Raw genomic sequence first — 25,926 nt, 5'->3', positions numbered from 1 at the left:
AGGTGGTTTAACCTAGTAATTTACTGGGTTATTGTTTAGAATACGCCATCATTTTAGTACTTAGATGAGAGCCAGAAAATGTCCGAGATCATTGATCAAATTAAGCAGCAAATAGAATCTAACGACGTTCTTATTTACATGAAGGGTAATCCAAACCAGCCACAATGTGGTTTTTCTGCCCGTACGGTTGCGGCATTAATGGAATGTGGTAAACGCTTTGCGTATGTGGATGTGCTTTCTAACCCAGATGTTCGTGCAAATTTACCAGCGTATGCCAACTGGCCAACGTTCCCTCAGCTTTGGGTGAAAGGTGAATTAGTAGGCGGTTGTGATATCGTAACTGAAATGGCTGAAAGCGGTGAATTGCAAAAAGTAATTGATGCAGCAGTACCAGACGAAGCCTAATTTTTTTAATGCTTTAGTCAAACCTTAAAACCGCCATTGGCGGTTTTTTTGTATCAGTTTCTCATTATTTATTCTTAAATTTTATACTTAAACGTATCTATATATCCTTGTAACAATTCCGTCATATTTAATGGTTAGCCTGCTGCCAATTTAAAATTTAATGGATAATTTGAATGTATATTTTCCGCAGTATAATGTTTTTAATTTGTTGTTTTAATTTACTAAATGCCAATGCATCATTATCTATAGAGCAAGAAATCCGTCGCACTGACGTTTTATCTAGTATTCAGGTTGCCCCAAAGCCATTTCAAACTATTAAATCCTCTTCATCATTAGTGCCTTTATTTACTATTCATGGTTCTAACACCGTGGGTGAAAGCTTAGCGCCTTCATTGGTGGTGTCTTATTTAAAAGCTAAAGGGGTAGAGAATATTCGTATTCAACCGACAGGTCGTGAAAACGAAAAATGGATTAAAGGGGATTTATTAGACCTCGGAAAAACAGTGCAGGTGTCTATTGCTGCGCATGGCTCTAGTACGGGCTTTAAAAGCCTAATGAATGGTGATGCTCATATTTGGGCGTCTTCGCGTCCAGTTAAAGACAAAGAAGTGGAAAATGCTAAATGGCGCTCGGATTTAAGATCCCCTGATTCTGAACATGTCTTAGGTATTGATGGATTAGCCATTGTAGTTAATCCAATCAACACGGTTTCAAAACTTAGTAAAGAGCAACTAAGTTTGATTTATTCTGGTTCTGTTGATAATTGGTCGCAAGTGGGTGGGCCAGATTTACCCATTACATTATTTGCCCGTGATGAGAATTCAGGTACTTGGGATAGCTTTAAAAATATGGTGTTGGGTAAGCGTTATTCGTTAAGTGATACGGCTGAACGTTACGAGTCCAGCGAAAATCTAGTGAATAATGTTTTGCAGCACAGTGGCGGTATTGGTTTTATTGGTATGGCATTTGTTGGTAAAAGTAAATTGTTAGCGATTAGTGATGGGCCAACACAGGCGTTTGAACCGACTCAATTAACGGTTGCGACGGAAGACTATGCATTATCACGCCGTTTATTTTTTTACACTCATGATGAAAAAAATAATGAGTACGTTGATGAATTTATGGAGTTTGCTCAAGGGGTAAATGGGCAAGCAATTGTTCGCTCTGAAGGGTTCATTTCACAAAATGTAGAGTCAATGGAAGTGGGTCTTGCGGATAACTTACCGGAAGATTATCTGAATATGGTTGACGGTGCTAAGCGATTGAGTGTGAATTTTCGTTTCCAAGAAGGCAGTGCACAATTAGATAATAAGGCGTTAATGGATATTCAACGTTTGGCTTATTTTATTCGTCACGAAGGAAAGGGGGCAGAAGTATTGCTGATTGGTTTTGGCGATAAACGTAAAAGTGAAAGCCGTTCTAAGTTGTTGTCAAAGTTACGAGCCATGGCCGTACGTCGTGAATTGGCTCGATTGGGCATCTACCCTAAAAAGACTACAGGTTATGGTGATTTTAACCCGGTAGCGTCATTTCACGGCGCGTCTAAGGTCAAGAATCGTCGGGTAGAGGTTTGGGTTCGCTAACCACGTCTAAGGTTGGTAAGCGCCAAATATAAATGCTTACGGCTAAACCTATGGCTAATAGTGTGAGTTTCCCCCAAATAACGGGTACAACCAGTAAGGCTGATGTGCCCATTGTTATAAAAATAAGTCCAATTGTTAGATATTTAGCCCGTTTGGGCAGTCCTTTCCCATCCAGATAATGCAAGATATAAGACCCTAATTTAGGGTGCTCAATTAGCCAGTTATAGAATTTTGGACTGGTTCTGACAAAACAAGCTGCAGCTAATAGTAAAAATGGTGTGGTGGGCAATAACGGTAAGAAAATCCCCAATACCCCCAAGAATACGCTGAGCCAGCCCACAGACATTAAAATCCAAGCCAGTATGCCATTGCGGTTTTGCGGAGGGTTTTGCATTCTTAGTCTCAAGCAACAGGTATTTTTACCTTTTTATAGTAAAAATCTAACATTTGTATGCGCAAAATTCCAATAGAGCATCTATTCTGGAAGATAAGCAAAGGCAAATATAAAGGACGACGATGACAAATGTAGCTGTTGAGCAATCGGGCTCTGATGTAACCATCTGTATTAAGGGGCGTTTTGACTTTAATATTTTGCAAGAATTTCGTAATGCCTATTCCGAGCACCAAGATTCAGGGTTGAACTTCACCATTGAACTGGCTGAAACTGAATATATTGATAGCTCTGCGTTAGGCATGCTGCTAAATATGAAAAACCATCTTGGTAGTGAAGATCGAGCAATCACCATTAAAAATTGCCAGCCCAATTTGATGAAAATCTTCTCCATTGCCCATTTTGATAAAAAATTTAAGTTTGTTTAATCCATGAAAGTATTAGTAGTTGATGACCAGGAGACCAATAGGGCGATTCTTGTATGGCTGCTGGAAGATGACGGCCACCAAGTAATTGAAGCGAAAGATGGTAAACAAGCAGTTGAGGCTTATGAAAAGCATGATGTTGACATTGATATTATATTAATGGATGTCATCATGCCCGTTATGGATGGCTTACAGGCTGCCAAAAAGATCAAAAGCTTAGCGTCTGATGGCTATCATGTACCAATTATATTTTTAACGGCACTGGATGATGATAAAGCCTTGAGCCAATGCTTAGAGTCTGGTGGAGATGATTTTTTATCTAAGCCCTATAATGAGGCCGTATTAAAGGCCAAAATTGCGGCTCATCAGCGTATTCGTGAATTAACTAACCAAATATCTCAGAACAATAAAGAGCTTACCTTGCACAATAGTCGCTGGGAGCGTGAGCAAAATATTGTGTCGCATATTTTTAACAAAGCGCTTGAACATAACTTAAGCGATTGTAGCAATTTACGCACCCATATAGCCCCTGCCTCAACCTTTAATGGGGATATTTTATTGTCGGCCCCAAGTCCAACTGGAGGCGTATATGTGTTTATTGGTGATTTTACAGGGCATGGTTTAGGCGCTTCAATCGGAACATTACCCATTGCAAACAGCTTTGATCAATTAGTGCAGCGTCATTTAAGTGTAGGGGAGATGGCATTCGAATTTAACAGAATGCTGCTAACCATGCTTCCTGATTATATGTTTTGTTGTGCATGTATCTTAGAGCTCAATCAACAGGGAAATAGCATCCAGTTATGGATGGGTGGCTTGCCTGATGGTTATATTCTAAATGCAAATGGTACAATAAAAGAGGCACTAAAATCTCAGAGTATGCCGTTAGGCATCGAAGATGCAGATTCTTTTAATAAAGGATTTGAAGTTAAAACCCTACAGGAGGGTGAAAGAGTAATTTTATTCACTGACGGTATTATTGAGGCAGAAAATCCTGAGGGTGAATTTTTTACTGAAGAAGGTTTGCAAAGTGCGTTTACAACTGGAACGAAAGATCCCATGGGGTCGCTGTTAAAGACCATGAATGACTTCATTCAAGGGGCAGAACAGCACGATGATATAACCTTGGTTGAAGTCTGTGCAGGTGAAGTAAAAATAAACAATAACAGCACAGTTGAAACATCCATTTACCAGGGTATTCTATGGAAAATACAGTGTGACTTAACCCCTGAGGACTTTAGAAAGTCGGACCCAATTGAAGAGTTAATGTCGGTTTTGGGGGCTCAAACCTCACTTAGGCCAAATAAAGATATCATCGGTTTGTTGCTTGCAGAACTGTATAGTAACGCTTTAGAGCATGGAATTTTAAACTTGTCCTCTGAGCTTAAACGCAGTGAAGAAGGGTTTATATCCTATTACCAAGAGCGATCAGATAGACTAAACAATTTAAGTGAAGGTCTAATACAAATTAATTGTGAGCTGATTCATGACGACACACCCGAACATGAGCTTGTTTTAAGAGTGCGTATACAAGATTCAGGGAATGGGTTTGATGTTGATGAAATGATGGGAGGAGCCCATGAGGACTCCTTTGGCCGAGGAGTTTCGCTTGTTAATCAGGTATCAAAGCGAACTCAATACCTAAATAACGGGAATACGGTAGAAGTGGATTTTCCCGTTAATCGTTCATTTAACCTAGAGTAATTTATTCACCGTGGTAGAGTAAAAATAGGTCAATCACGTTGTCAGGGATGCTGGCACAAACTTGTAGGCTTAACTGATCGTCGTTATCAATTTCTGCAAATGCGCTTTCGTCTGCATTTAAACCAGATGCATAGACAATTGGGAATAACAGTTCAGCTGCATTTTCTTCGTGCTCACCGTACCATACATCTGGCTTTTCTAAGCTTAATAGCATAAAACCAACCGACCAGTTTTCTAGTGGAGCCGCTTCGCCGTCTTCATCTGCTTCGACGTTTAAATCGCAAGGAACAGGAAAGCTTTGTCCTGATTCAACCAGCTCAACAATTTCTTTTTGCAAAAGCGAAATTAATTGAGCGATTTCTAGCTTTTGTTGATCGTTTGACCAGTCAGGTTCGCCATCAAAGATAATTGGAATTAATGCTTCTATGTCAAAAGTGGTAGGGCTAACCGCGTTGGCCGTTAATAAGCCATGAAGAGCGAAAAAATCTAAGCCCTCAGCGGTTTCTGCTTGATCTTCAAGAAAAAGAGCAAGGGTTTCTAGTTGGTCTTCATTTAAGGCTGCGGCTGTCGTCATAAAGCGGCTTCACTTGTAATTCACTAAGGGACTGTTTTATGCTGCAAGTATATCAGACTTTCACAGATAGATTTCTAATATGCCGATGCGTGGTCCAAGAGTAACTTTAGAGCAATGGCGTACATTACAAGCCGTGGTTGATCACGGCGGTTATGCCCAAGCGGCGGAAGCCCTGCACAAAAGCCAATCTTCAATTAGCTATACCGTGGCGAAACTTCAAGAACAACTTGGAATGGAGCTTTTGCATATAGAAGGGCGTAAAGCCGTATTAACGCCCTCTGGGAAGGCGTTACTTGAGCGATCCCGTCATTTAATTGATCACGCTATTGAAATTGAACAAGTAGCTTCCTCTATGGAGCAGGGTTGGGAAGCCCAAGTAGGGTTAGGGGTAGATGTAATCTTTCCTAAATCCATTTTAATTAAAGCGTTTAAGCAGTTTTATCCTGAGAGTAAGGGATGCAAGTTATTGCTACGTGAAGAGGTGCTCTCTGGTGCGGTAGAAGTGTTATTGCAAAAGAAGGTGGATATTTCTATTACGCCTTGGGTGCCACCGGGTTTGTTAGGTGAGCGACTTATGACCATTGATTTTATTGCAGTGGCTCACCCCGATCATCCGTTGCATAAATTGGGTAGAAAAGTGACCAGTAACGATTTAAGCCAGCATCTTCATGTGGTGATTAAAGACTCAGGAGAAAAGCAAAATCGCGATTCTGGTTGGTTGGGGTCAGATTTACGCTGGACGGTGACGAATTTAGAGAGTGCCCGTCAATTAGTCTTAGAGGGCTTAGGCTTTTCGTGGATTGCGGTGCACGAAGCTTGTGAATACATTCAAAAAGGGCAGTTACTGCCCATTGATCTTGATGAAGATTATCAAAAGCTTGGCTCATTATATTTGGTGTATGCGAATAAAGCCATTGCCGGCCCTGCCACACAATTACTCGCAGAATGTATCAAGCAATGCACCATTGAACACATGGCGTCTCAGCCTAGTGTAGAGCAATTGAAAAATGTCATTAATGCTAGCGGTGCTTAATCGACCCAAGTATTGTTTTCACCAATAGTGATAAACGGTATTGAATACCAGTAATACTCTCTGCTTGTTTTTGATGGAGCTGTACAATTATAACGGCTTCTGCCCAGCGCAAGGGGGCCATTAAACTGAGCTTGAATAACTAAAGTATCCTCAACTAGTTGTGCCGTGGTATCAATGGCTTCTCCTTGGTAAAAGCATTGTGCTTGCTGGTAATGAATATTATTGGGTTTGACGGTTAATATGAGTTGAGGTGCCGATTCCAGTTCTGACCGGATAATTGGTTTAGGTTCAACATTGATGATTTGAAATGGCAGGCTGTTTAATTTGACTTTAAGGGTTGCTGGGTTGGCATAAATCCCAGATGCAGGGAAGCGGGGCAGTGACTGAAAATCATTACTGATGTTGATTGGGCCTGATTGTTGCGAGAATGAGATAAAATTTAGCTCGCTTAATAGTTGTTTGAGGGCTTCATCAAACTCACCATATGGGTAAGCGAAATAGCGATTTTTAATGCCTAACTTTTCAACAAGACGGTTCTGAGCCGTTAATATATCCCCTTGAATACGTTGCTTCCAATCTAGTTGTGTTTCGTTGTCTATTTTTTTCAATAGGTGCAAATGTTCTTGGCTGTGATTAGCGATTGTGGCGCCTTGTGTTTGCATTTCTATTAAGTTTTCCCATGTCATGGTGCTGCCATGTTGCTCGTCAATGGCCAGCGGATTGACAAATATAGTAAAAGGCAAGTTACGCGCTTTTAATAGTGGAAAAGCGGTTGTGTAAATTGAGTCATAGCTGTCATCAAAAGTGATGGCCAATGTTTTTTGTTTAAACCCAATTCCTGAGTGTAACCCTTCAATCACGTCAATTAGGGGGAGCACCTGAAAGCCTAAATCATCAATAAGCTGTAGGTGTTCGGCAAAGCCTTCCGGCGAGATACTGGTGCTTGGAGGTGTGGCTTCACTGACATGGTGATACTGCACAATCACTGCGTGATGGTTAGGGTTAACCGTTTTAATTGTACCTTCAGTGGTAGCAACAACACTTTGACTAAAAATTGTGAAAAAAATAGTTAAAACTAAGGGTAATACTGCTGTAAACATTGAACTGCCTGATGAATTTCAATAAGAGTATCGGCATCGCCACCGCGGTCGGGGTGATGTTGCATGGCTAATCGACGATATTGCGTTTTTATGGCTTTAGAGTCAATTGGCTCACATAGACCAAGAGTATCCAATGCTTGCTGTTTTTGGCTGTCATTGAAATAGTGCTGCCAGAAGTTATCTAATAACTTAATGACATCGGTTTCTGTGGTTTGATTAAGGTGGTTTAAATCTAAATAGAAGATTGCAAGAGGATCAAATTGAGATAAATTACGGCTGGTGGTTGGTCTAAGCCGTGTGCATTCAACACGAACTTCAATACTGGAAATTTCAAGTGAATATTTGTTGTGTATTAAGGTGTTCAGTTGCAGTCTATACAAAGCGTTATAAATTAAAAAATGGGCCCTAAATAATGATAATGGCGTTGACAGTGCATTGGTGGGGATTCGCCCAAGGTTTTTTAAGTGAAGAATGATCTCATATTCTTTACAGATCTTTTTTTCTAAGATAAATGTTTCTATCTCTTGGCTCAAATCAAAATTAAACATACAGTATTTGCCACAATGATCTCTTACTAGCTTAGCTGATAAGTGGCTTGATTATAAGGAAGCATATGGACCAATTACGCATACCTAAAAGTAGTGGTGAACTTGACGTTTTATTGTTAACGGGTGAGTACCAGAATACAGCAGGCTGGGTGGCTTTATCAGAGCACAATCAAGAGGTTTTTTTTACTCAAGTGAAAAGCGACCCGCCATCGTGGCTTTATCGCTGGTTTAAAGCCCTACGCGCTATTAGCTTAACCGCTACTATCATGCCTGCAATAGCCACCGTTTTTTTATGTTTAGTGCTAGACGCTCATATTCAGTGGTGGGTTTTAGTACCAGCACTAATAGCCATGGTGTTACTGCAAATATCCGTTAATTTATTAAATGATGTTGAAGATTATCTAAAATTGATTGATCTGCCAGATACCCTAGGAGGAAGTGGCGTGATTCAATCGGCATGGCTTACAACAAAACAAATCCGAAATGCAGGTTGGGGGTGCTTTGTTCTAGCGGGTTTATTGGCTTTGCCTGTGTTTGTCGTTGCGCCCAGTATTATTTTGTTATGTGCCTTGCTGGCGGGAATAGGGGTCATCGGTTATTCCAGCAAGCCATTTGGGTTTAAATACAAAGCACTTGGAGATGTTTGGGTATTTCTTTTATGTGGGCCTGTACTGACTGCTGGAGTGTCACTGGCGGCCACTGGCGTGATTCAACCTGCAAGTTTGTTACTGGGATGTTTCTTTGGTTTGCTTGCGGGGACGATTTTAAACGCAAATAATATCAATGATATAAATGTCGATAAGAAAGCAGGGGCGATTACAATAGCAGGGAAATTAGGGCTTAAAAATGCTTCTGTATTACAGCTGTTGTATTACGTGGGGGCTTTTGGGGCTTTGCTAATGGTGGCTACTCTTATTCATTTATCCTTGTTATTACCCTTACTGGCATTACCCTTGGTCATCAAACATCTTAAAGTGCTGTTTTTAGCTCAATCCAGTGAAGACCCTAATTTGAACGAAATCCGTTTTGACGCGGCTAAAATGCATTTGTTAATGAGTGTACTCATGTGTATAGGACTGTTGCTCACTTGGGGTTGGTTTTGAAAACTCAACTAATTACTGAGCAAGGGTTTGCTGCATTAAAAGATGAGCTAGACCACTTGTGGCGGGTATACCGCCCTGAGATTACTCAAAAAGTTACGTGGGCTGCCAGTTTAGGGGATCGCTCAGAAAATGCGGACTATAAAGAAAACAAACGAATTTTAAGGCAGATTGACTCTCGGGTGCGTTACTTGAGTAAATGCATTGAAACCTTAAAAGTGGTGCCTTACTCCCAACAACAAGAAGGCAAAGTTTTTTTTGGGGCCTATGTGGAAGTTGAAAATGAACAGGGAGATACAAAACAGTTTCGCATTGTTGGCCCTGAGGAGATTTACTCTGGCAGTCAAAATATTTCTATCGATAGCCCCATGGCGCGAGCCCTTTTAAGTAAAGAGCAAGACGATGAGGTAGCTGTAAAAACGCCCTCTGGCTTACAAACTTGGTTGATCAATCACGTTCGTTACCAACCGTTTGACTAACCTAGCGCGATAGCCTGTTTGAACTAAGCTAAATATATTAAATGAGGATTTAATATATGCGCGGGCTTATTTTTTTGTTGTGTCTGTTTTTATCTATTAGTGTACAGGCCAAGACTGAAAGTCAAACCATTGAACAGGTGTTTAGGCTTAGCCCTGTTATCTATGATGTAAAAGGCATGGGGAATTGGAAAACAGCTAAGCATTCTGGGCAAATTCGCTTGGTCATCACCCGTTCGGATAAGCAAGATGAGATGTTTCTACAGTGGGTGCAATGGAATGAAAAAGGCCCAGAACTTATAAAAAGTACGGTGGCCATAAAAGAGATTCAGCAAGCAGGGCGCTTTAAGGTGATGTTTATTCGCCGAGAAAGCACAAATGGTCAACGGAAAATCATATTAGGGCTTGAAAACCTGCACGATAAACTATCCACACGAGCCATTATTCATGTGGATGGAATTGGGCGCTATCGCTGCGTGTTAGAGTAAAAATTTACCCTTTAGTAGGGTCTGCTTCAATGGATAAGTTAATGGCGTTAATTAGGTTGTCTGGTTTTAACCTAGGCGGCATTTGCGCAAATTCACCCACTCCTTCTATGATCTGCGCTTCGGCATATTCATAATCATCGCGTTGTTGGCTGCGGTCTATTATTAGGTTCTCAAAATCAAATAACTGGGTATCAGCCAATTGAGATGGCGCGATATTTTGTAGTGCATTGAATACTTGCTGAACCCTTCCTGGGGTGTCTTTTTCCCATTGAGCCAACATGGCCTTAATATTTTGACGTTGTAGGTTTTCTTGGCTGCCACATAAGTTACAAGGGATAATTGGGTAATTCTTAGCTACAGAAAATTCACTAATATCGCTTTCTTTGCAGTAAGCAAGAGGACGAATTACGATGTTGCGTTTGTCGTCACTGAGCAACTTGGGAGGCATGGCTGCAAAGCGTGCCCCATAGAACATATTTAAGAACATGGTTTCTACAATATCGTCCCTGTGGTGTCCTAGTGCAACTTTATTGCAGTTAATATCTTCAGCAAAACCATAAAGTGTGCCGCGACGTAAACGCGAACATAAGCCACAGGTGGTGCGTCCTTCTGGTACTTTTTCTTTTACCACTGAGTAGGTGTCACGATTAACGATGTAGTATTCAATATCTAATGTATCTAAATAACTTGGTAGAATATGCTCAGGAAAGCCCGGTTGTTTTTGGTCTAGGTTCACGGCAACTAATTCAAAGTTCACCGGCGCACTGCGTTGTAAACTGATTAAAATATCCAACATGGTAAAGCTGTCTTTACCACCAGAAAGGCACACCATAATGCGGTCGCCTTCTTCGATCATATTAAAATCTGCAATAGCACGACCCACGTCTCGACGAAGGCGTTTTTGCAACTTATTAAATTCGTTCTTTTGTTTTTTTTCTTCGACTGATTGGGCAGACGCAGAGGCGTCAACGAACTGGACCATTATTAAACCTAGCTAAGGGGTATTCTGGCGCGGATTTTAGCCTAAATGAAACCAATTTGCCCATGATATAGGGTTATAAAGCCTAAGCTTAATAAGCAAAGGCCGAAAGAGCAGGTGGATTGTGAATAGCATTGTAACGACTAATGTAGTCTTCTAGCGGGCCTTGGGGGCGGCTATGGAAGTGCTTGCGCCAGTATTTAGCCATAGCAGGTAAGTCAGAAGCTTCTGGCAGTGTGGCGTCTTTACGGGCGTAAATCAGCCAAGCAATGGCGGTGGCATAGCGCAAATTAGTGGTTAATTCTGTATGAGGGTCTTTTAAAAACTCATGCTGACTCGCCAGTCCACGTACTTTGCTGGCGAGGTCTGGCTTGGTCGCTAAGTAGTTATCCCACAGTAACTGATGGGTTCTAGGGTTGATGTGATATACCCCAAGCCCTTTTCCTTGTTGTTGGTTTAATTCATAGCCCAAGCCCGACTCTACAGCGGCGGTACCTAATAATAAGGTTTCTGCTGACAGCGAATATTGCTCTAAATATTGTAAGGTGGGGCGAATCACCAAGTGCCGAAGATCATTTGGGCACAGTCCCATGGTGGTGTCCTTGCATCTAGCGTGTTTGTATTTCTAGGCCAATCCTGAGAAAGATAGTTATACATTAGATGCAATTAGACAAAATGCAAAAAAAATACTTGCATTTTGTCTTTTTCTTTTATTTCAAGGGGTTAGTTTGATTGCTTGGGGTGCAGTTGGCAATCGGATTGGTCGCTAACAGTGCCGGCCAATGTATTGAGTTCATCCAAATTCAATAATGTGACTTCTTTGCTTTCTGTTTTGATGAATCCTTTCTTTTGAAAGCGGGTAAATATACGGCTCACCGTTTCAACGGCAAGACCTAAGTAGTTGCTAATGTCCACGCGTGACATGGCTAAGCGGAAGGTACTGGCTGAAAAGCCTCGACGCTCAAAACGGCTACTAATATCTAATAAGAAGTAAGCCATGCGCTCATCGGCTGTTTTTTTAGAAAGCTGTAACATCATTTGTTGGTCTTGACGAATTTCTCCACCCATATTGCGCATTATTTGTTTGCGAAGACCCGGAATCTCGTCACATAGGGTTTCTAGTTTTTCTAGGGGCAGTTCGCATACGGTAGTGGTTTCTAGTGCTTTAGCAGAAAGTGGGTATACGTCTTCGCTGTAACCAGATAAACCAACCAATTCACTGGCTAAATGAAAGCCAGTAATTTGTTCTTCACCACTTGGTGCAACTGTGAAGCTTTTGATGGTTCCTGTACGAATGGCATAGATAGCTTTAAATGGGTCACCTTGTTTAAACAGCAGCTCACCTTTTTGAATAGGGCGGCCACGTTTGATCATTTTATCAAGGGAGTCTAAATCGCCTTTCTCTAGGGCAATCGGGAGACATAGCGAGCTTAGACTACAGGTGCTGCAGTGGGTCTCATTCGGCTTGCTGGTGGCCAAAAAATGTACTGTTTGGTTGTCCTTAGACATCTCGCTCTCCTAATGACCTGTGTGTTGCGATGGAGTGACAGGTGACTAACAAGTCGGGAATACTCGTCAATAGTATGATTTATGTCAAGGCTTGTCAGTGGTTAATTTGAAGGATAGGGGCTACAAGCGTCCAAATACCAAAGCCAATGATACCTAGGCCTACAAAAGCTTTTACAAATACATTTTGTTTAAAGCGATTAATTTGGCCAGTGAAGGCGGCTAAACTTAATAATGCAGGCATATTTCCAAGGCCAAATGCTACCATTAAGCTTGCGCTATGAAGAGGATTGGCCGCCACTAAAGCCCAGCTTAAGGTGCTATAAACGAGTCCGCACGGCAGCAATCCCCATATGAGACCAAGTGCGATAGCTTGTTTTATATTGCTAATAGGGATGAGTGAACGGCTGAGGGGTTGAATACGCTTCCACAAACCAGAGCCAGCTTTCTCTAGCCATAGTAGTGCTTTGCTTGAGCCTAAAATATAAATGCCCATTAAAATCAGCAATACACCGGAAATTCCTCTTAATACTTGTCCTGCATAATCGTGGGTTTGTGACAGCCAAAGCCCCGCAAAGCCTGCTAACAAACCGATTAGGCCATACATACTAATGCGACCAAGGTGATAACTTAGCTGCAACTTTATGCTTTGTTGACCTGTATTAACCGATAGTGCACCGACAATACCTCCGCACATGCCCATGCAGTGTAAACTGCCAAATATACCTAGCAGGAAAGCAGTTAAATAAGAAAGCGGCTCAAGCATGGTTTAGTTATCTTGCTTTGAATCTTTGGTTGATTCAGCAGTATCTTCTTTTTTCGCTTCAGGAGTATCTTCCTCAAATAGAATGCGGTGGGCTGGACTATCTAGATCATCAAATTGTCCGCCTTTGTTTGCCCAAAAAAAGATGGCCACACCGCTGGCTATAAACAAGAGCGTAACGGGAACGGTGATAAATATGATTTCCATATGAGTCTCGGTTATTTAGGTAAGGTGTTTAAGCGAAGGGCATTAAACACCACGACTAATGAGCTGGTGGACATGCCAATGGCTGCAATGTAGGGCGGAATAATCCCCAATGCGGCTAATGGCAAAATACTACTATTGTACAGCAACGCCCAGAGTAAATTTTGCTTAATTATGCGCTGGGTTTTATGAGCTTGTTTGATTAACTGGCTGATGCGTTTTAGCTGGTTATTAACCAGAATCACATCCGCGTGGGTTTTGGCCAAGTCACTGGCACTGCCAATGGCAATAGAAATGGGTGCTTGGGCCAGTACCGGTACATCATTAATACCATCACCAATCATAATGGTTACATCACTAGGATCTTGTTTGGCCAAATAGGCTAATTTACCTTGGGGACTGACACCTGATTGAAAACGATCAATCTTCAACTGGTGCGCAATATCTTGTACGTGTCGGCTTTGATCACCACTTAAAAGCTCACATTCAAGTGACAGTTGTTTTAATTCTTGAATGGCTTCATAAGCGTGCGGACGAATTTCATCACTGAGTAAAAACCAAGCCAGTAGGTGTGTGTCGTTTGCAAGTGCGACCCAATGGCCATCATTCGGTGGCGTAGCATCAAGGCCCACAAATTGAGCTGTGCCGATTTTATAGGGGATTTGTTCAATAATACCGCTGATACCTTCCCCTGGGTGATTCATTACATCGGATGCAGGTAATATCTGGTCGTGTTGAAAGGCGCTGGCAATGGGGTGCTGGCTGTGTCGCTCAAGGCTGGCCGCTATTTGAAGCGGGTTTATTTGGCAGTGGTTTAATTCAATGTTTTTTTCGATGGTGAGCTGGCCTAAAGTTAGCGTACCTGTTTTATCGAATAAAATACGACGACTTTTTCGTAAGGTTTCCAGTACATGGCCACGGGTAATCAGCACGCCGTTTCTGCGAAGGGCTGCCGTTGCTGCGGTTAATGCAGTAGGTGTGGCCAGTGATAGCGCGCAAGGGCATGTGGCTACTAATACGCTAAGGGTAATCCAAAATGCACGATCACTGTCGATGAAATACCAGCTAGTAAATACGATGGCTGATGTTAGTAATACACCTGCTACAAAGTATTGTGCAAGTTGGTCGGCCAGTTGTGCAATTTTAGGTTTATCTTGGGTGGCTCTGTCTAATAGGGCCATGATAGTTGAGATTTGTGTGTCTTTACCTAATGCGTGTACTTTCACATCTATGGGGTTGTCTACGTTTAAACTACCAGCAATAACCCCGTCATTTGTTGCTTTATTTACGGGAATAAACTCACCAGTAATAATGGATTCATCTACTGAGCTTTTACCCGAAACAATCACTCCATCGGCTGGAATGGTGCCACCGGATACCACACGAATGACATCCCCTATGGCAATTTGAGTAACAGGTAGTAAGGCTTCGTCGCCGTTTTCAAGGATTTTTAATGTGGCTCGAGGCATCAAATTATGTAATTGATTGCCAGCTTCTCCATTGCGCAGACGTGTTCTGGTTTCTAAATAACGGCCCACCAATAAGAAAAAGGTAAACATACAGACACTGTCGTAGTAAACCTCTTGGCCATGGGTAAAGGTTGAATAGACACTGGCAAGGTAAGCGCCGCCAATTGCAATTGAAACAGGCACATCCATGGTGAGATGCTTAGATTTTATATCACGCCAAAAGGCTTTGAAAAAAGGTTTTGCACTGTATAACACAACGGGGGTCGTGATGATTAACCCTGCAAATCGAAAGTAGGTTTCGTATTGCAGAAGTATGCCGCTCCATTCACCAACGTATAAGGGAACGGCAAACATCATTGCCTGCATAGTACCTAATGCGGCTAAAACCAAGCGTTGAATGGATTGCTTCTGCTCTTTTTGTAATTGCTGAGAGGCCGCGTCAGGGGTATAAGGTTGTGCTTTGAACCCAAGACTGTAAATACGGGAAATAACATGGCTTAGCGGTGTAGTGTCTTGCTGCCATTGTAGGTAAAGCTTGTGCTCTGTGAGGTTTAAACGTACCGACTTAACGCCTTCGAAGTCTGCTAATTGCTTTTCAATTAGCCAAGCGCAAGCTGCACAGGTAATGCCCTCAATGATTAAAATGGTTTCGTAGGCGCCATTTATTTGAGAGCTAATGTCAGCTAGAACATCTGGATTATCAAATAGGGTTAGCTCTTGTTTGACGGTTTGGGGTAGGGTATCTAATGTGAAATCGGGGGTTTGATTGGTATCACTTCGAAACTGATAAAAGGACTCGCCGCCATGTTGTACAATAGCATTGGCCACCGCTTGGCAACCAATACAGCACATGTCTCGTTGTTCGCCTAACACTAAGGCGGTTAACTCGACACCTTTTTCAATAGGCTGTCCACAGTGGTAACAATCACCCATGTTTAGATTGCCGTCAACACGCCGTTTTTCACCCAGATATCTTTACGTACACGCCATTCTTGTTCTGGGCATTCCACTAACAAGTAATAACGGCCGTCTTCGATATCATCAATAAATCCAATGAAGCGTTTAGCTTCTTTTAGTTGCAAATGCGAGGCACGATCTTTTTCTGGAATAGTCGGGTGACCTAGGGATACTTTCAAAGTAGATGGCGGATTTTTACGTGAGTTTAGTATATTAAGGGTAAGGTTATTGCCCTCAATTAATAGATTTAAGCGAACATCTAAAGCATCCGCTTGTTTATCCCACTGCAGTTCAGAGTTATACGCTAAGCCATCTTTGTAGTAGTTGTCTCTTACTAGTGAATCTTGGTTTACGACCGCTGTGGTAATAAAGAAAATACCCACAATGACAGATGATAAAGGGAAGCCAATTAGCATCCACACGTAGGGTTCTTTATACCAAGGTTTTTGTGTGTCAGTCATGAATCAATACTGCGTAATAAAAATAGAGCGCCAGTGTATCACTACAGTGGCGCTGAACAAATTGATAGGTGCTTTAAGAATGGTAAAGTTATCTTTTTAGCGACCAGCTGGGCCAATAAAGCGACTTTCTTCGCTGACTTCTAGTCCGTCATCTCTCGTAGCAATGAAAATAATATCTGTTCTAGACTGTTTTAAGTCCCACGGTATCGCTCTTAAATTTAGCGGTAAAGAGCGCACTTCGCCCGGCATGAGGTGAACGGTGGTTTTACCGCTCAACTCACCACCTTCTAAACCTTCTACGCGAACAGTAAATGTGTGCTCTTCATTAGACATGTTAATGACTTTAGCAAAATAGCTATTTTGCAGGCGGCCATCACTGCTGGTGGTATATAAAGATCCACGGTCACGAGCCACATCAATCTCAGCGGGCTCTCGGTCAAAAATGGTATAAACAAAAATACCCATCATAACGATTAACGCCATGGCGTAACCTACCAGTTTGGGGCGAATGATATGTACTTTATTGCCTTTTAAAGCATGTTCATTGGTGTAACGAATTAATCCTTTTGGATAATTCATTTTGTCCATGATTTCATCACAGGCATCCACGCATAGTGCACAACTAATACACTGATATTGCAAACCATCACGTATATCAATGCCTACAGGACAAACCTGTACACACAAGCTGCAATCGACGCAATCCCCAATGTTTTGTTCAACAGGGTCAACACCCTTTTTACGTGTTCCTCGACCTGAACCGCGTTCTCCGCGACGTTCATCGTAAGAAACGATCAATGTATCTTGGTCGAACATAACCGCTTGGAAGCGGGCGTAGGGGCACATATGGGTGCACACCATTTCACGTAACCAGCCAGCATTGCCGTAAGTGGCTAACGTGAAAAATAACAACCAAAAACTGGCCCAGTGGTTTTCAATACTAAAGGTCATAATATCTGGCAGTAATTCACGAATAGGGTAGAAATACCCCACAAATGCGACTGCGGTTGCTAGTGATATTACGATCCAAATAGAGTGCTTAACGGCTTTCTTTAAAACTTTGGATTGAGTCAAAGGGGCTTTATCAAGCTTCATACGCTGATTTCGATTGCCTTCGATTTTCTCTTCCACCCACATGAAAATAAACGTCCAAACGGTTTGTGGGCAGGTGTAACCACACCAAATACGACCAGCTAATGTGGTAATGGTAAATAAGCCAAAGGCACAAATAATTAACAGCCAAGATAATAAAATGAAGTCTTGTGGCCAAAAGGTTAGGCCCCAGATATGAAACTGGCGGCTAGGTAAGTCGAACCAAACTGCTTGCATGCCGCCAATATTGATCCAAGGCGTCACAAAATAAGCAATCATCAATCCCCAAAGGGAAAAGGTACGAATTTTATTAAAAAGCCCATTGATCGCGCGCACATAAAGCTTGCCGTTTACTTTGGCAGAAACGCCTTCGTACTTTTCGTGAATATTGACAGGGGTAACGTCTTTAACGGGTATTTCATCACTCATACTGACCACCTTGTTTTTAAGAAGCGTCACGCATAGAAGATCAATGTTAATTGTAGTCTATGAGGCTTATTGAATGATGGCAGGGCACACCATTACTTTGTTATTAGGGCCAACACGTGTTACTTAAGTGTAAATTTGTCTTAAGTCTAAAACATTAGCAGCTTCTAATAAACACAAAAAAAGCGGCATATAGCCGCTTTCTTCGTATTAGTTGAGATAGCTCAATTATTCTTGGTTTTGAGACAAGGAATAAACGTAAGCAGACACAACATGTACTTTATCTTCACCTAGAATGTCTTTCCACGCAGGCATTACGCCGGCACGGCCGTGACGAATGGTGAAGTCAATTTTCGCTTCACTGCCGCCGTATAACCAAATGTTATCGGTTAGGTTTGGCGCACCAACAGCTTGAAGGCCTTTACCGTCCGCACCGTGACAAGCGGTACATGCTTGAGCGAATAGGGTTTTACCTTTCGCAGCATCACCAGAGCCTTCACGACCAGATAGTGACAACACATGGGCCACAATATCAGTACGCTCAGTATCAGTCATATTAGGCTTTAGGCCATTTGCAGGCATGGCACCGTTACGACCATTTAAAATTGAATGCTTGATAGCAGCAGGGGTACCGCCGAATAACCAATCGTTATCAGTTAAGTTCGGGAAGCCTTCAGAGCCAGAAGCGGTAGGGCCGTGACACACTGAGCAGTTCGAAGCAAAGATACGCTGGCCTGTGGCCAATGCTTCTTCGTCTTTAGCTAGCTCTTCAATTGTCATAGCGTTTAGCTTGTCGTAGTAAGGCTTGTATTTTTCTTCTGCCTTTGCCATCTCTTCTTGCCATTGGCCGTGGGAGCTCCAATCACGGAAACCAGTCCAGTCGCCAATACCAAAATATAGGATGTAGCCAAAGCCGTATATGATAGTAGACCAGAAGAAGTACACCCACCACTTAGGTAGAGGGTTGTCTAGTTCGTCGATACCATCAAATGAATGACCTGTTGTCTGGTCAGTTTCTTCATCATATTTTTGACCTTTTTTGGTCACAATAATCAAGGCGCCACAGGCAACCATGGAGCCAATAATAATGACACTTACCCATATGTGCCAAAAAGTACTTAATTCAGTCATTTTTCTCTCTCTCCGCGTCAGATGTACGTTGCGCGATTTGTTCGTCTTTAAAAATCATATCGGCGTCATCTTCGAATCGAGTCTTACGAGATGAACTGTAAGCCCATGCAATGATGCCTAAGAAAGCGATTAAAGCGAAAATGGTACCTAAACCGCGAACGTCATTAATATCCATAACTCTACCGTTTTTGGGTTAGAACTGTGCCAAGCTGCTGTAAGTAGATAACTAGGGCATCGATTTCACGAACGCCGTCAGCTGCTTCTTTTGCACCAGCGATTTGCTCATCAGTGTAAGGAACACCAACAGAGCGCAGAGCTGCCATTTTCTTCGGAGTATCACGACCATCTACTTTTTGCTCAAACAACCAAGGGAATGAAGGCATGTTTGACGATGGCACTACATCACGAGGGTTATATAAGTGAGCGCGGTGCCAGTCATCAGAATAACGTTGACCAACACGGGCTAAGTCAGGGCCGGTACGTTTAGAGCCCCAAAGGAAAGGGTGCTCGTAAACGTGTTCGCCAGCTAGCGAGTAATGACCATAGCGTTCAGTTTCCGCACGGAAAGGACGAATCATTTGAGTGTGACATACGTGACAACCTTCACGGATGTAAATGTCACGGCCTTCCAGTTCAACGGCTGTTAAAGGTTCAAGACCTTCAACAGGCTCAGTGGTTTCTTTTGAAAAGAATAAAGGAACAATTTCGGCTAATGCACCCCAACTGATTGCAATCACAATCAGTACGATCATTAGCGGTAGGTTTTTTTCGACGACATCATGTTTCATACTAATTTCTCGTCCTTATGCTTGTGCTAACTTAGCTTGTTCATCGGCGCTGGCGCCGCGAACTGTTTTATAGGTGTTGTAAGCCATTACCAGCATGCCTGCTAGGAAGATTGCACCACCAAGAGCACGTACAAAGTAACCAGGGTAAGAGGCTTCAAGTGATTCAACAAAGCTGTAAGTTAGTGTGCCGTCAGAGTTTACAGCACGCCACATTAGACCTTGCATGATACCGTTAACCCACATAGCTACGATATAAAGTACTGTACCGATAGTCGCTAGCCAGAAGTGAATGTTGATTAACTTAATTGAGTACATTTCACCTTGTTTCTTACCTAGAACAACCGGTAAAAGGTTATAGATAGCACCGATGGATACCATGGCTACCCAGCCAAGCGCACCTGAGTGTACGTGACCAACGGTCCAGTCAGTGTTATGAGATAAGGCGTTAACCGTTTTGATTGCCATCATTGGGCCTTCGAAGGTAGACATACCGTAGAAAGACAAAGAAACAACCAAGAAACGCAAAATAGGGTCTGTGCGAAGCTTATGCCATGCGCCAGAAAGGGTCATCATACCGTTGATCATACCACCCCAAGAAGGCGCTAGAAGGATCAAAGACATGATCATACCTGCAGATTGGGCCCAGTCAGGCAATGCAGAGTAATGAAGGTGGTGAGCACCAGCCCAAACGTAAATAGAGATAAGTGCCCAGAAGTGAACGATAGATAGACGGTAAGAGTAAACCGGACGCTCAGCTTGTTTAGGTACAAAGTAGTACATGATGCCAAGGAAACCAGCCGTTAGGAAGAAACCTACCGCATTATGGCCGTACCACCACTGAACCATTGCATCAATAGCACCAGCATAAATCGAGTACGATTTAAACGCGCTAACAGGAACAGAAAGGCTGTTGAAAATATGTAATACAGCGATGGTGATGATAAATGCACCAAAGAACCAGTTGGCAACATAAATATGCTTTTGTGAGCGTTTTGCAAGGGTGCCAAAGAACACAATTGCATAACACACCCAAACCACAGTAATGGCAATATCAATTGGCCATTCTAGTTCAGCGTATTCTTTAGAAGAAGTCAGACCCAGTGGAAGCGTAATAGCTGCCGCCACAATGATGGCTTGCCAACCCCAAAAGGTAAACATGGCTAACGAGTCAGAAAAGATTCGAGCTTGGCAAGTGCGCTGAACCACGTAGTAAGACGTGGCAAATAAGGCGCAACCGCCGAATGCGAAAATAACCGCATTTGTATGTAGAGGGCGTAAACGTGAGAACGTTAGATACGGTGTATCAAAGTTCAGTTCAGGCCACACAAGTTGAGAGGCTATCAGTACGCCAACAGACATACCGACAATCCCCCAGACGACTGTCATGATGGCAAAGTATTTTACCACCTTATAGTTATAGGTTGGATGCTCTATAGCAGTGCTCATGATCTAGTTCCATTCGCAGCAAGTTAAAAAATCGACGCAATTATCAGTAAAGGCGGGAGTAAATGCAATGAAAAGCCATGACACATATCAACCTTTTCTCTAGTGATAACAAATAGTTAGCAATATTGCTTAATAAATGCGCAATAAAAGAGGGTTTGAAATAGTTTATAAGCTTAACAGGGAAAAGCCAGTCCTGACGCGAAATTGCTAGACTGACAATCCCATCATTAATGATTACACTGCGCGCACTTAAATTAGTGGGTGAAGTTATGCCTTTGAAAATTGACGGTGAAAGCAATCCGTTAACTTGCATTTTTGCCCATGGTGCTGGTGCGCCTATGGACAGTGAATTCATGGAGACCGTCACTCAAGGCTTGGTAAAGTTAGGTGTCAAAGTGGTGCGCTTTGAATTCCCTTACATGCAAGAAAGACGCGTTAATGGTAAAAAGCGACCACCTAATCGTCAGCCTGAGCTAATTGCTGAGTTTAAATCAGTGGTTGCCCAAGTGAACGGGACGTGTGTATTAATGGGGAAATCTTTGGGAGCGCGCATGGCCAGTATTTTAGCCAGTGAAACCACATGCCCAAAGCATGTTTTGGGTGTTGTGGCATTCGGTTATCCGTTTCATCCCATTGGTAAGCCTGAGACGTTACGCATAGCTCACCTGCCAGATATTCAAGTGCCTATGTTGGTACTACAGGGTACTCGAGATAAATTAGGTGCCAAAGAATACGTTGCGGAATTAAATATTGGTAAAAAAGTGCAAGTGCGCTGGTTAGAAGATGGGGATCATGATTTAAAACCTAGAGTCAAAAGTGGGTTTACCCACGAGCAACACCTAAATCAAGCCATTGAGATAAGTGCTCAGTTTATAACGCAGTGCTTTGCTCAGAATGAAAACAAAATTTAATAGTTGGTAATTATGGCCATGACACAAATAATTCTGCTTTGCCGACAAGGCTTTGAAGCAGAAACCGCTGCCGAAATCCAAGAACTCAGCGCCCAAGCAGGTTGCTTTGGTTATTGTAAAACACAGACCAATCAAGGATATGTGAGCTTTATTGCTGAAGAACACCAGCTTAAGCAATTAATCGAGCACGTTAGCTTTCGCCGTTTAATTTTTACTCGCCAGTGGTTTATAGCTGGGGATGAGTTTGAACTAGATACATCGAACCGAGTGGATTCAATATTTTCTCAACTAGAGGGTGTGCCTCATTGCGGAGAAGTTGAGTTGGTGCATGTGGATACGAATGAAGGCAAAGAATTAAGTCGTTTGTGTAAAAGTTTAACCGCGCCGTTAGCTTCAACCTTGCGTAAAAAAAATAAATTAAGCGCCAAACGTAATCACAAAGTACCTAGGTTAATGATCTTATTGTTAGAGGATCAAAAGGCCATTGTTGGTTATCATTTTACTAATAATGCGTGTAAATGGCCTGATGGCATATTGCACTTAAAATCTCCTAAAGATGCACCGAGCCGATCCACCCTTAAATTAGAAGAGGCTTGGCACTGGTTTATCCCTAAGCGCCAATGGGGTGAACGTTTAAGTGCGGGTATGCGAGCGGTGGATTTAGGTGCAGCACCCGGTGGCTGGACATGGCAGTTAGTTAAACGCAGCATGATGGTTGAAGCCATTGATAACGGCCCCATGAAAGGGGATTTAATGGATAGTGGTCAGGTAACTCATCACAAAGAAGACGGTTTTAAATTTAGTCCAAGTAAGAAAGCACATTGGATGGTGTGTGATATGGCCGAAAGCCCAATCAAGGTAGCCGAGAGAATGGCTCAATGGATCATTCAAGACTGGTGTGCTGAGACGGTTTTTAACCTTAAATTACCTATGAAAAAGCGCTATCAAGAAGTGCGAGAATGCTTAGATTTGATTGAAAAGATGTGTTCAGATGCGAAAATCGAAGTGGATATAGCTGCAAAGCATTTGTACCATGATCGCGAAGAAATCACTTGTCACATTAGAAGACGCTATTAATAGCGCCTTTACTACTCAAAAAAGGGTGAAAAGTCACCCTTTTTTAAGGTTTCCTTGGTTTATATCAGTTTGTTGTTAATTTGCGCTCATTGTGCATCTTATGTGTCACGGTGAATCAACACCCTGATACTTTGAGTCAAGTTTCCTATTGCCTTCATCCCTATATTAGCCACCACTGCCACCTAGGGTGAATATTATTTGTTCATAAAAGTGTAAACAAACACCCTGAATATAGAGCCGTTGAAAATTATTTTTATTGAACGGGCGAGAAAAAGCTCGCAGGTGCAGTTTTATGAGTAAGAGATACCCAATATGTCGGCATTCGTAGTATTAGTTAATCAAGTAAATGAACAATATCTTTACGATGCCAAAGAATTAACGCTAGGGATGTTCCCAATATGCGTTCAACTGGGAGACACCAAATGAACCGTGTCGCTATTGTAGGTGTCGGGTTAGTTTCAAGCTTAGGTAATAGTTGGGCCGCAGTAAAAGAGAATTTATATATTGGTAAAAGCGGTATTACGGTAAACGAAGCGTTTATTGAAAGGGGTCTACGTTCTCATGTCAGCGGCAAAATTAACTGCCCTGAAGTGGATGAAATAGATCGTAAATTACGCCGTTTTATGGGTATAAATGGTGAATGGTGCCATGTAGCGATGGCACAAGCGGTAAAGCACGCAGGCTTAACTCAAGAGCAATTAAGCAGTGAAGATACCACCTTAATAGTAGGTGCTGGTGGAGTGGCCAGTGATGACTTGGTCGAGGCACTAGATGTCCTTGAAAAACAAGGTATCAAGCGAGTTGGGCCGTATCGAGTGACTCGTGAGATGGGCAGTGCGCCATCTGCGCAACTAGCCACCAATTATAAAATTAAAGGCCCGAGTTTCTCCATTTCCTCAGCCTGTGCCACAAGTGCCCATTGCATTGGCACTTGTTATCAGCATATTAAAATGGGATTGGCAAAAACGGCAATAGCAGGAGGGGTTGATCAACCTCATTGGTCTCACGCTATGCAGTTCGATGCAATGGGAGCATTATCAACCCAGCATAATGATCAACCCGAAAAAGCATCACGTGCTTACGACAAAAATCGAGATGGATTTGTTATTAGTGGTGGGGCGGGCATCGTCATATTAGAAGAATGGGAACACGCTAAAGCACGAGGTGCTCAAATTCTTGGAGAAATTGTTGGCTTTGGTGCCAGTAGTGATGGCGATAATATGGTCGCACCCAGCGGTGAAGGGGCTGAAAGAGCAATCGAATTAGCACTAAAAGATGCAAATGGTATCAGCATTGATTACATCAATACCCACGGCACAAGTACACCTCGTGGGGATGTGACTGAGCTTAAAGCCATTGAAAACGTATTTGGTGAAAATATTCCGTACATTAGTTCCACTAAGTCATTATCTGGGCATGCTCTAGGAGCTGCCGGAGTACATGAAACCATTTTTAGTTTAATTATGCTCAACGAAGGTTTTGTCTGTGCTAGTGCCAATGCGGAAGATGTAGAAGAAGATATTCAACACTTGCCTTTGGTAAGGCAAAGGCTTGATCAGAATATCAACACCGTATTAAGTAATAGTTTTGGTTTTGGTGGAACTAATGCGTGCTTAGTGATTAAAGCCGCTTAAGATACCTCTATGCACTTTAACAAACAGGAGGCGTAATGGGTTATTCACCAAGAACAAAAAATAACATTTGTACCAATGCGCATCCTGTTGGATGTTACTTTAATGTGTATCAGCAAGTACTCGAAGCCAGTGAAAATAAAATAAATGGCTTAGAAGGTGGTACTGCGTTAGTTATTGGTGCCAGTTCTGGTATTGGCTTAGCATCTAGAATTGCTTTGTCTTTTTCTTATGGAATGGACACATTAGGTGTATACTTCGACCGCGCTGCGCAGCCACATAAGTATGGAAATGCAGCATGGTATAAGAATCAAGCATTAGAATATTTTGCTCGCAGAGCGGATCGGATTGCACTGAGTACTAATCAAGATGCATTTCAACGTAATGCAAAGGACTGGGTAATACAAAAGCTACAGCAGTCAGGTAAAAAGATCGACGTATTGGTTTATTCGTTGGCTTCACCAAAGCGTAATATCAAAGGTGAAGGTGAATATAAAAGTGCTTTAAAACCAGTGAACAGCAATTTAAAAGGTAAATCATTGGATGTATTTAAAGGCACCATTGATTTACTAGATGTTCCAGTTGCCAGTCAACAAGAGATAAACGACACCATTAAAGTCATGGGTGGCGATGATTGGCAAGAGTGGGTAGCCCGCTTGAAAGAAGCAGGTGTGCTAGCCAATAATTTTAAAACCATTGCATATAGCTATGAAGCCCCTGCACTAAACAGGGCAATATATAGTGAAGGCACATTAGGTTTAGCAAAAGAAGAATTAAAAAAGGTGTGTGAAAACCTTGATACCGCATTAAGTGATATTCAAGGGCAAGCCAGAATAGGCATGATGCAAGCATCGCTCACACCCTCAAGCTCTGTGATACCTACGTTACCATTGTATATGGCCGTATTACATCAGCAGCAGCTAAAAAAGGGATTGCATGAAAGTGCATTACAGCAAGTTACTCGGTTATTCAGAGATAACTTGTTTAGTGATGTTGCCGAGCACACTTTGCAATTACGTGTTGATGATATTGAGCGTAATGAAGAAATTCAAAAGCAGGTGAGTTCGATAATAAACCAGATTAACGGGGATAATTTAAAAGATCTCATAAATTTGGGTGATTTTAAGCAATATCTATTACAACAATTTGGCTTTTCATATGACTTTATTGATTATAACCAAAGGCCAGATCCATTAACGCCGCCAGCGATTCATGATTTCTCTCAAATGCTGGGAATGAAGAAAGCGGGATAATTTAA

Annotated in this window: 28 protein-coding genes; 12 read left to right on the top strand and 16 right to left on the bottom strand. The window is 42.2% G+C overall.

The features are described 5' to 3' along the window. The first annotated feature begins 78 nt into the window (after positions 1–78). On the top strand, positions 79–405 hold the full coding sequence (gene grxD / locus ABWV45_RS02310) for a Grx4 family monothiol glutaredoxin (protein WP_353348283.1): 327 nt from the start codon (positions 79–81) through the stop codon (positions 403–405). Positions 406–599: 194 nt separating this feature from the next. After that, the gene (locus ABWV45_RS02305; protein WP_353348281.1) at positions 600–1,988 is read left to right on the top strand and encodes a substrate-binding domain-containing protein; all 1,389 of its coding nucleotides are present in this window, start codon (positions 600–602) and stop codon (positions 1,986–1,988) included. On the opposite strand, the gene ABWV45_RS02300 is transcribed toward ABWV45_RS02305, so the two are convergent. Next, a complete protein-coding gene (locus tag ABWV45_RS02300) occupies positions 1,954–2,382 on the bottom strand; it encodes a YbaN family protein (protein ID WP_353348279.1) in 429 nt (142 codons plus the stop codon). The genes ABWV45_RS02305 and ABWV45_RS02300 overlap by 35 nt on opposite strands. Positions 2,383–2,504: 122 nt before the next feature. On the opposite strand from ABWV45_RS02300, the gene ABWV45_RS02295 reads away from it, so the two are divergent. Next, positions 2,505–2,807 carry an STAS domain-containing protein gene (locus ABWV45_RS02295; RefSeq protein WP_353348277.1) on the top strand — a complete coding sequence of 101 codons (303 nt, stop codon included), beginning with the start codon at positions 2,505–2,507 and terminating at the stop codon, positions 2,805–2,807. Positions 2,808–2,810: 3 nt separating this feature from the next. Then, a complete protein-coding gene (locus tag ABWV45_RS02290) occupies positions 2,811–4,508 on the top strand; it encodes an ATP-binding SpoIIE family protein phosphatase (protein WP_353348275.1) in 1,698 nt (565 codons plus the stop codon). Position 4,509: 1 nt separating this feature from the next. Here ABWV45_RS02290 and ABWV45_RS02285 read toward each other — a convergent pair whose 3' ends face one another. Continuing rightward, a complete protein-coding gene (locus tag ABWV45_RS02285; RefSeq protein ID WP_353348273.1) occupies positions 4,510–5,082 on the bottom strand; it encodes a YecA/YgfB family protein in 573 nt (190 codons plus the stop codon). A gap of 79 nt (positions 5,083–5,161) precedes the next feature. On the opposite strand from ABWV45_RS02285, the gene ABWV45_RS02280 reads away from it, so the two are divergent. Continuing rightward, positions 5,162–6,115, top strand: coding sequence for a LysR family transcriptional regulator (locus tag ABWV45_RS02280; protein WP_353348271.1), 954 nt, complete (start codon positions 5,162–5,164; stop codon positions 6,113–6,115). On the opposite strand, the gene ABWV45_RS02275 is transcribed toward ABWV45_RS02280, so the two are convergent. Both ABWV45_RS02275 and ABWV45_RS02270 read right to left on the bottom strand, forming a co-directional pair. Next, entirely contained in the window at positions 6,112–7,215 is a 1,104-nt protein-coding gene (locus ABWV45_RS02275) for a polysaccharide deacetylase family protein (protein ID WP_353348269.1), read from the bottom strand. The genes ABWV45_RS02280 and ABWV45_RS02275 overlap by 4 nt on opposite strands. After that, positions 7,191–7,763, bottom strand: a complete 573-nt coding sequence (locus tag ABWV45_RS02270; protein WP_353348267.1) for a DNA-J related domain-containing protein — start codon at positions 7,761–7,763, stop codon at positions 7,191–7,193. Before ABWV45_RS02270 ends, ABWV45_RS02275 begins: the two co-directional genes overlap by 25 nt. Positions 7,764–7,828: 65 nt before the next feature. On the opposite strand from ABWV45_RS02270, the gene ABWV45_RS02265 reads away from it, so the two are divergent. From ABWV45_RS02265 to ABWV45_RS02255, 3 genes are read left to right on the top strand one after another with little or no spacing between them, the layout of a single operon-like run. Then, positions 7,829–8,866, top strand: a complete 1,038-nt coding sequence (locus ABWV45_RS02265) for a prenyltransferase (protein WP_353348265.1) — start codon at positions 7,829–7,831, stop codon at positions 8,864–8,866. Then, on the top strand, positions 8,863–9,342 hold the full coding sequence (greB, locus tag ABWV45_RS02260; RefSeq protein ID WP_353348263.1) for a transcription elongation factor GreB: 480 nt from the start codon (positions 8,863–8,865) through the stop codon (positions 9,340–9,342). Before ABWV45_RS02265 ends, greB begins: the two co-directional genes overlap by 4 nt. A 56-nt stretch (positions 9,343–9,398) precedes the next feature. Continuing rightward, a complete protein-coding gene (locus ABWV45_RS02255; protein WP_353348261.1) occupies positions 9,399–9,827 on the top strand; it encodes a hypothetical protein in 429 nt (142 codons plus the stop codon). 4 nt (positions 9,828–9,831) lie between these two features. Here the strand turns inward: ABWV45_RS02255 and ttcA are convergent, their stop codons facing one another. From ttcA to ccoN, 12 genes are all read right to left on the bottom strand, one after another. Beyond that, a complete protein-coding gene (gene ttcA, locus ABWV45_RS02250; RefSeq protein ID WP_353348259.1) occupies positions 9,832–10,809 on the bottom strand; it encodes a tRNA 2-thiocytidine(32) synthetase TtcA in 978 nt (325 codons plus the stop codon). A gap of 88 nt (positions 10,810–10,897) precedes the next feature. After that, a complete protein-coding gene (locus ABWV45_RS02245; protein ID WP_353348257.1) occupies positions 10,898–11,398 on the bottom strand; it encodes a hypothetical protein in 501 nt (166 codons plus the stop codon). Between the two features lie 131 nt (positions 11,399–11,529). Further along, complete coding sequence (gene fnr / locus ABWV45_RS02240) at positions 11,530–12,315, bottom strand: fumarate/nitrate reduction transcriptional regulator Fnr (protein WP_353348255.1); 786 nt, start codon at positions 12,313–12,315, stop codon at positions 11,530–11,532. Positions 12,316–12,409: 94 nt separating this feature from the next. Then, positions 12,410–13,078 (bottom strand): sulfite exporter TauE/SafE family protein, encoded by a 669-nt coding sequence (locus tag ABWV45_RS02235; protein WP_353348253.1) that lies wholly within the window; start codon positions 13,076–13,078, stop codon positions 12,410–12,412. 3 nt (positions 13,079–13,081) lie between these two features. Beyond that, positions 13,082–13,282: a cbb3-type cytochrome oxidase assembly protein CcoS gene (ccoS, locus tag ABWV45_RS02230; protein ID WP_353348251.1), complete on the bottom strand. Its 201-nt coding sequence runs from the start codon at positions 13,280–13,282 to the stop codon at positions 13,082–13,084. Between the two features lie 11 nt (positions 13,283–13,293). Continuing rightward, positions 13,294–15,681, bottom strand: coding sequence for a heavy metal translocating P-type ATPase (locus tag ABWV45_RS02225; protein WP_353348249.1), 2,388 nt, complete (start codon positions 15,679–15,681; stop codon positions 13,294–13,296). Positions 15,682–15,683: 2 nt separating this feature from the next. Continuing rightward, entirely contained in the window at positions 15,684–16,166 is a 483-nt protein-coding gene (locus tag ABWV45_RS02220; RefSeq protein ID WP_353348247.1) for a FixH family protein, read from the bottom strand. 96 nt (positions 16,167–16,262) lie between these two features. Further along, positions 16,263–17,687 (bottom strand): cytochrome c oxidase accessory protein CcoG, encoded by a 1,425-nt coding sequence (gene ccoG / locus ABWV45_RS02215; RefSeq protein WP_353348245.1) that lies wholly within the window; start codon positions 17,685–17,687, stop codon positions 16,263–16,265. Between the two features lie 225 nt (positions 17,688–17,912). Continuing rightward, entirely contained in the window at positions 17,913–18,815 is a 903-nt protein-coding gene (gene ccoP, locus ABWV45_RS02210; protein WP_353348243.1) for a cytochrome-c oxidase, cbb3-type subunit III, read from the bottom strand. After that, on the bottom strand, positions 18,808–18,990 hold the full coding sequence (locus ABWV45_RS02205) for a cbb3-type cytochrome oxidase subunit 3 (RefSeq protein ID WP_353348241.1): 183 nt from the start codon (positions 18,988–18,990) through the stop codon (positions 18,808–18,810). The genes ccoP and ABWV45_RS02205 overlap by 8 nt, the downstream gene beginning before the upstream one ends. A 4-nt stretch (positions 18,991–18,994) precedes the next feature. Further along, entirely contained in the window at positions 18,995–19,603 is a 609-nt protein-coding gene (ccoO, locus tag ABWV45_RS02200) for a cytochrome-c oxidase, cbb3-type subunit II (protein WP_353348239.1), read from the bottom strand. 15 nt (positions 19,604–19,618) lie between these two features. Continuing rightward, positions 19,619–21,049: a cytochrome-c oxidase, cbb3-type subunit I gene (gene ccoN, locus ABWV45_RS02195; protein WP_353348237.1), complete on the bottom strand. Its 1,431-nt coding sequence runs from the start codon at positions 21,047–21,049 to the stop codon at positions 19,619–19,621. A 269-nt stretch (positions 21,050–21,318) separates the two neighbouring features. Between ccoN and ABWV45_RS02190 the strand changes: the two genes are divergently transcribed. The 4 genes from ABWV45_RS02190 to ABWV45_RS02175 all read left to right on the top strand — a co-directional run bounded on the left by ABWV45_RS02190 (position 21,319) and on the right by ABWV45_RS02175 (position 25,921). Continuing rightward, positions 21,319–21,960 carry an alpha/beta family hydrolase gene (locus ABWV45_RS02190; RefSeq protein WP_353348235.1) on the top strand — a complete coding sequence of 214 codons (642 nt, stop codon included), beginning with the start codon at positions 21,319–21,321 and terminating at the stop codon, positions 21,958–21,960. An 18-nt stretch (positions 21,961–21,978) separates the two neighbouring features. Beyond that, a complete protein-coding gene (gene rlmM, locus ABWV45_RS02185; protein ID WP_353348233.1) occupies positions 21,979–23,037 on the top strand; it encodes a 23S rRNA (cytidine(2498)-2'-O)-methyltransferase RlmM in 1,059 nt (352 codons plus the stop codon). 422 nt (positions 23,038–23,459) lie between these two features. Next, positions 23,460–24,671, top strand: a complete 1,212-nt coding sequence (locus ABWV45_RS02180) for a beta-ketoacyl synthase N-terminal-like domain-containing protein (protein WP_353348231.1) — start codon at positions 23,460–23,462, stop codon at positions 24,669–24,671. Positions 24,672–24,706: 35 nt separating this feature from the next. After that, the gene (locus tag ABWV45_RS02175; protein WP_353348229.1) at positions 24,707–25,921 is read left to right on the top strand and encodes a hypothetical protein; all 1,215 of its coding nucleotides are present in this window, start codon (positions 24,707–24,709) and stop codon (positions 25,919–25,921) included. Positions 25,922–25,926: the final 5 nt, after the last annotated feature.

It is taken from the genome of Oceaniserpentilla sp. 4NH20-0058 (assembly GCF_040371755.1).
Lineage (GTDB): Bacteria > Pseudomonadota > Gammaproteobacteria > Pseudomonadales > Oceanobacteraceae > Bermanella.
This window is presented reverse-complemented; position numbering and strand designations above follow the sequence as displayed.

What these genes read in the sequence shown, in the direction of transcription:
- ccoG (WP_353348245.1), bottom strand. Translation starts at nt 17,687, where the DNA reads ATGAGTGATGAAATACCCGTTAAAGACGTTACCCCTGTCAATATTCAC.
- ABWV45_RS02290 (WP_353348275.1), top strand. Translation starts at nt 2,811, where the DNA reads ATGAAAGTATTAGTAGTTGATGACCAGGAGACCAATAGGGCGATTCTT.
- ABWV45_RS02255 (WP_353348261.1), top strand. Translation starts at nt 9,399, where the DNA reads ATGCGCGGGCTTATTTTTTTGTTGTGTCTGTTTTTATCTATTAGTGTA.
- ABWV45_RS02225 (WP_353348249.1), bottom strand. Translation starts at nt 15,681, where the DNA reads ATGGGTGATTGTTACCACTGTGGACAGCCTATTGAAAAAGGTGTCGAG.
- ABWV45_RS02265 (WP_353348265.1), top strand. Translation starts at nt 7,829, where the DNA reads ATGGACCAATTACGCATACCTAAAAGTAGTGGTGAACTTGACGTTTTA.
- fnr (WP_353348255.1), bottom strand. Translation starts at nt 12,315, where the DNA reads ATGTCTAAGGACAACCAAACAGTACATTTTTTGGCCACCAGCAAGCCG.
- ABWV45_RS02270 (WP_353348267.1), bottom strand. Translation starts at nt 7,763, where the DNA reads ATGTTTAATTTTGATTTGAGCCAAGAGATAGAAACATTTATCTTAGAA.
- ABWV45_RS02295 (WP_353348277.1), top strand. Translation starts at nt 2,505, where the DNA reads ATGACAAATGTAGCTGTTGAGCAATCGGGCTCTGATGTAACCATCTGT.
- ABWV45_RS02245 (WP_353348257.1), bottom strand. Translation starts at nt 11,398, where the DNA reads ATGGGACTGTGCCCAAATGATCTTCGGCACTTGGTGATTCGCCCCACC.
- ABWV45_RS02280 (WP_353348271.1), top strand. Translation starts at nt 5,162, where the DNA reads ATGCCGATGCGTGGTCCAAGAGTAACTTTAGAGCAATGGCGTACATTA.
- ABWV45_RS02285 (WP_353348273.1), bottom strand. Translation starts at nt 5,082, where the DNA reads ATGACGACAGCCGCAGCCTTAAATGAAGACCAACTAGAAACCCTTGCT.
- ccoN (WP_353348237.1), bottom strand. Translation starts at nt 21,049, where the DNA reads ATGAGCACTGCTATAGAGCATCCAACCTATAACTATAAGGTGGTAAAA.
- ABWV45_RS02180 (WP_353348231.1), top strand. Translation starts at nt 23,460, where the DNA reads ATGAACCGTGTCGCTATTGTAGGTGTCGGGTTAGTTTCAAGCTTAGGT.
- ABWV45_RS02190 (WP_353348235.1), top strand. Translation starts at nt 21,319, where the DNA reads ATGCCTTTGAAAATTGACGGTGAAAGCAATCCGTTAACTTGCATTTTT.
- ABWV45_RS02275 (WP_353348269.1), bottom strand. Translation starts at nt 7,215, where the DNA reads ATGTTTACAGCAGTATTACCCTTAGTTTTAACTATTTTTTTCACAATT.
- ABWV45_RS02305 (WP_353348281.1), top strand. Translation starts at nt 600, where the DNA reads ATGTTTTTAATTTGTTGTTTTAATTTACTAAATGCCAATGCATCATTA.
- ccoS (WP_353348251.1), bottom strand. Translation starts at nt 13,282, where the DNA reads ATGGAAATCATATTTATCACCGTTCCCGTTACGCTCTTGTTTATAGCC.
- ttcA (WP_353348259.1), bottom strand. Translation starts at nt 10,809, where the DNA reads ATGGTCCAGTTCGTTGACGCCTCTGCGTCTGCCCAATCAGTCGAAGAA.
- ABWV45_RS02235 (WP_353348253.1), bottom strand. Translation starts at nt 13,078, where the DNA reads ATGCTTGAGCCGCTTTCTTATTTAACTGCTTTCCTGCTAGGTATATTT.
- ABWV45_RS02300 (WP_353348279.1), bottom strand. Translation starts at nt 2,382, where the DNA reads ATGCAAAACCCTCCGCAAAACCGCAATGGCATACTGGCTTGGATTTTA.
- grxD (WP_353348283.1), top strand. Translation starts at nt 79, where the DNA reads ATGTCCGAGATCATTGATCAAATTAAGCAGCAAATAGAATCTAACGAC.
- ABWV45_RS02205 (WP_353348241.1), bottom strand. Translation starts at nt 18,990, where the DNA reads ATGGATATTAATGACGTTCGCGGTTTAGGTACCATTTTCGCTTTAATC.
- ABWV45_RS02175 (WP_353348229.1), top strand. Translation starts at nt 24,707, where the DNA reads ATGGGTTATTCACCAAGAACAAAAAATAACATTTGTACCAATGCGCAT.
- ABWV45_RS02220 (WP_353348247.1), bottom strand. Translation starts at nt 16,166, where the DNA reads ATGACTGACACACAAAAACCTTGGTATAAAGAACCCTACGTGTGGATG.
- ccoP (WP_353348243.1), bottom strand. Translation starts at nt 18,815, where the DNA reads ATGACTGAATTAAGTACTTTTTGGCACATATGGGTAAGTGTCATTATT.
- ccoO (WP_353348239.1), bottom strand. Translation starts at nt 19,603, where the DNA reads ATGAAACATGATGTCGTCGAAAAAAACCTACCGCTAATGATCGTACTG.
- rlmM (WP_353348233.1), top strand. Translation starts at nt 21,979, where the DNA reads ATGACACAAATAATTCTGCTTTGCCGACAAGGCTTTGAAGCAGAAACC.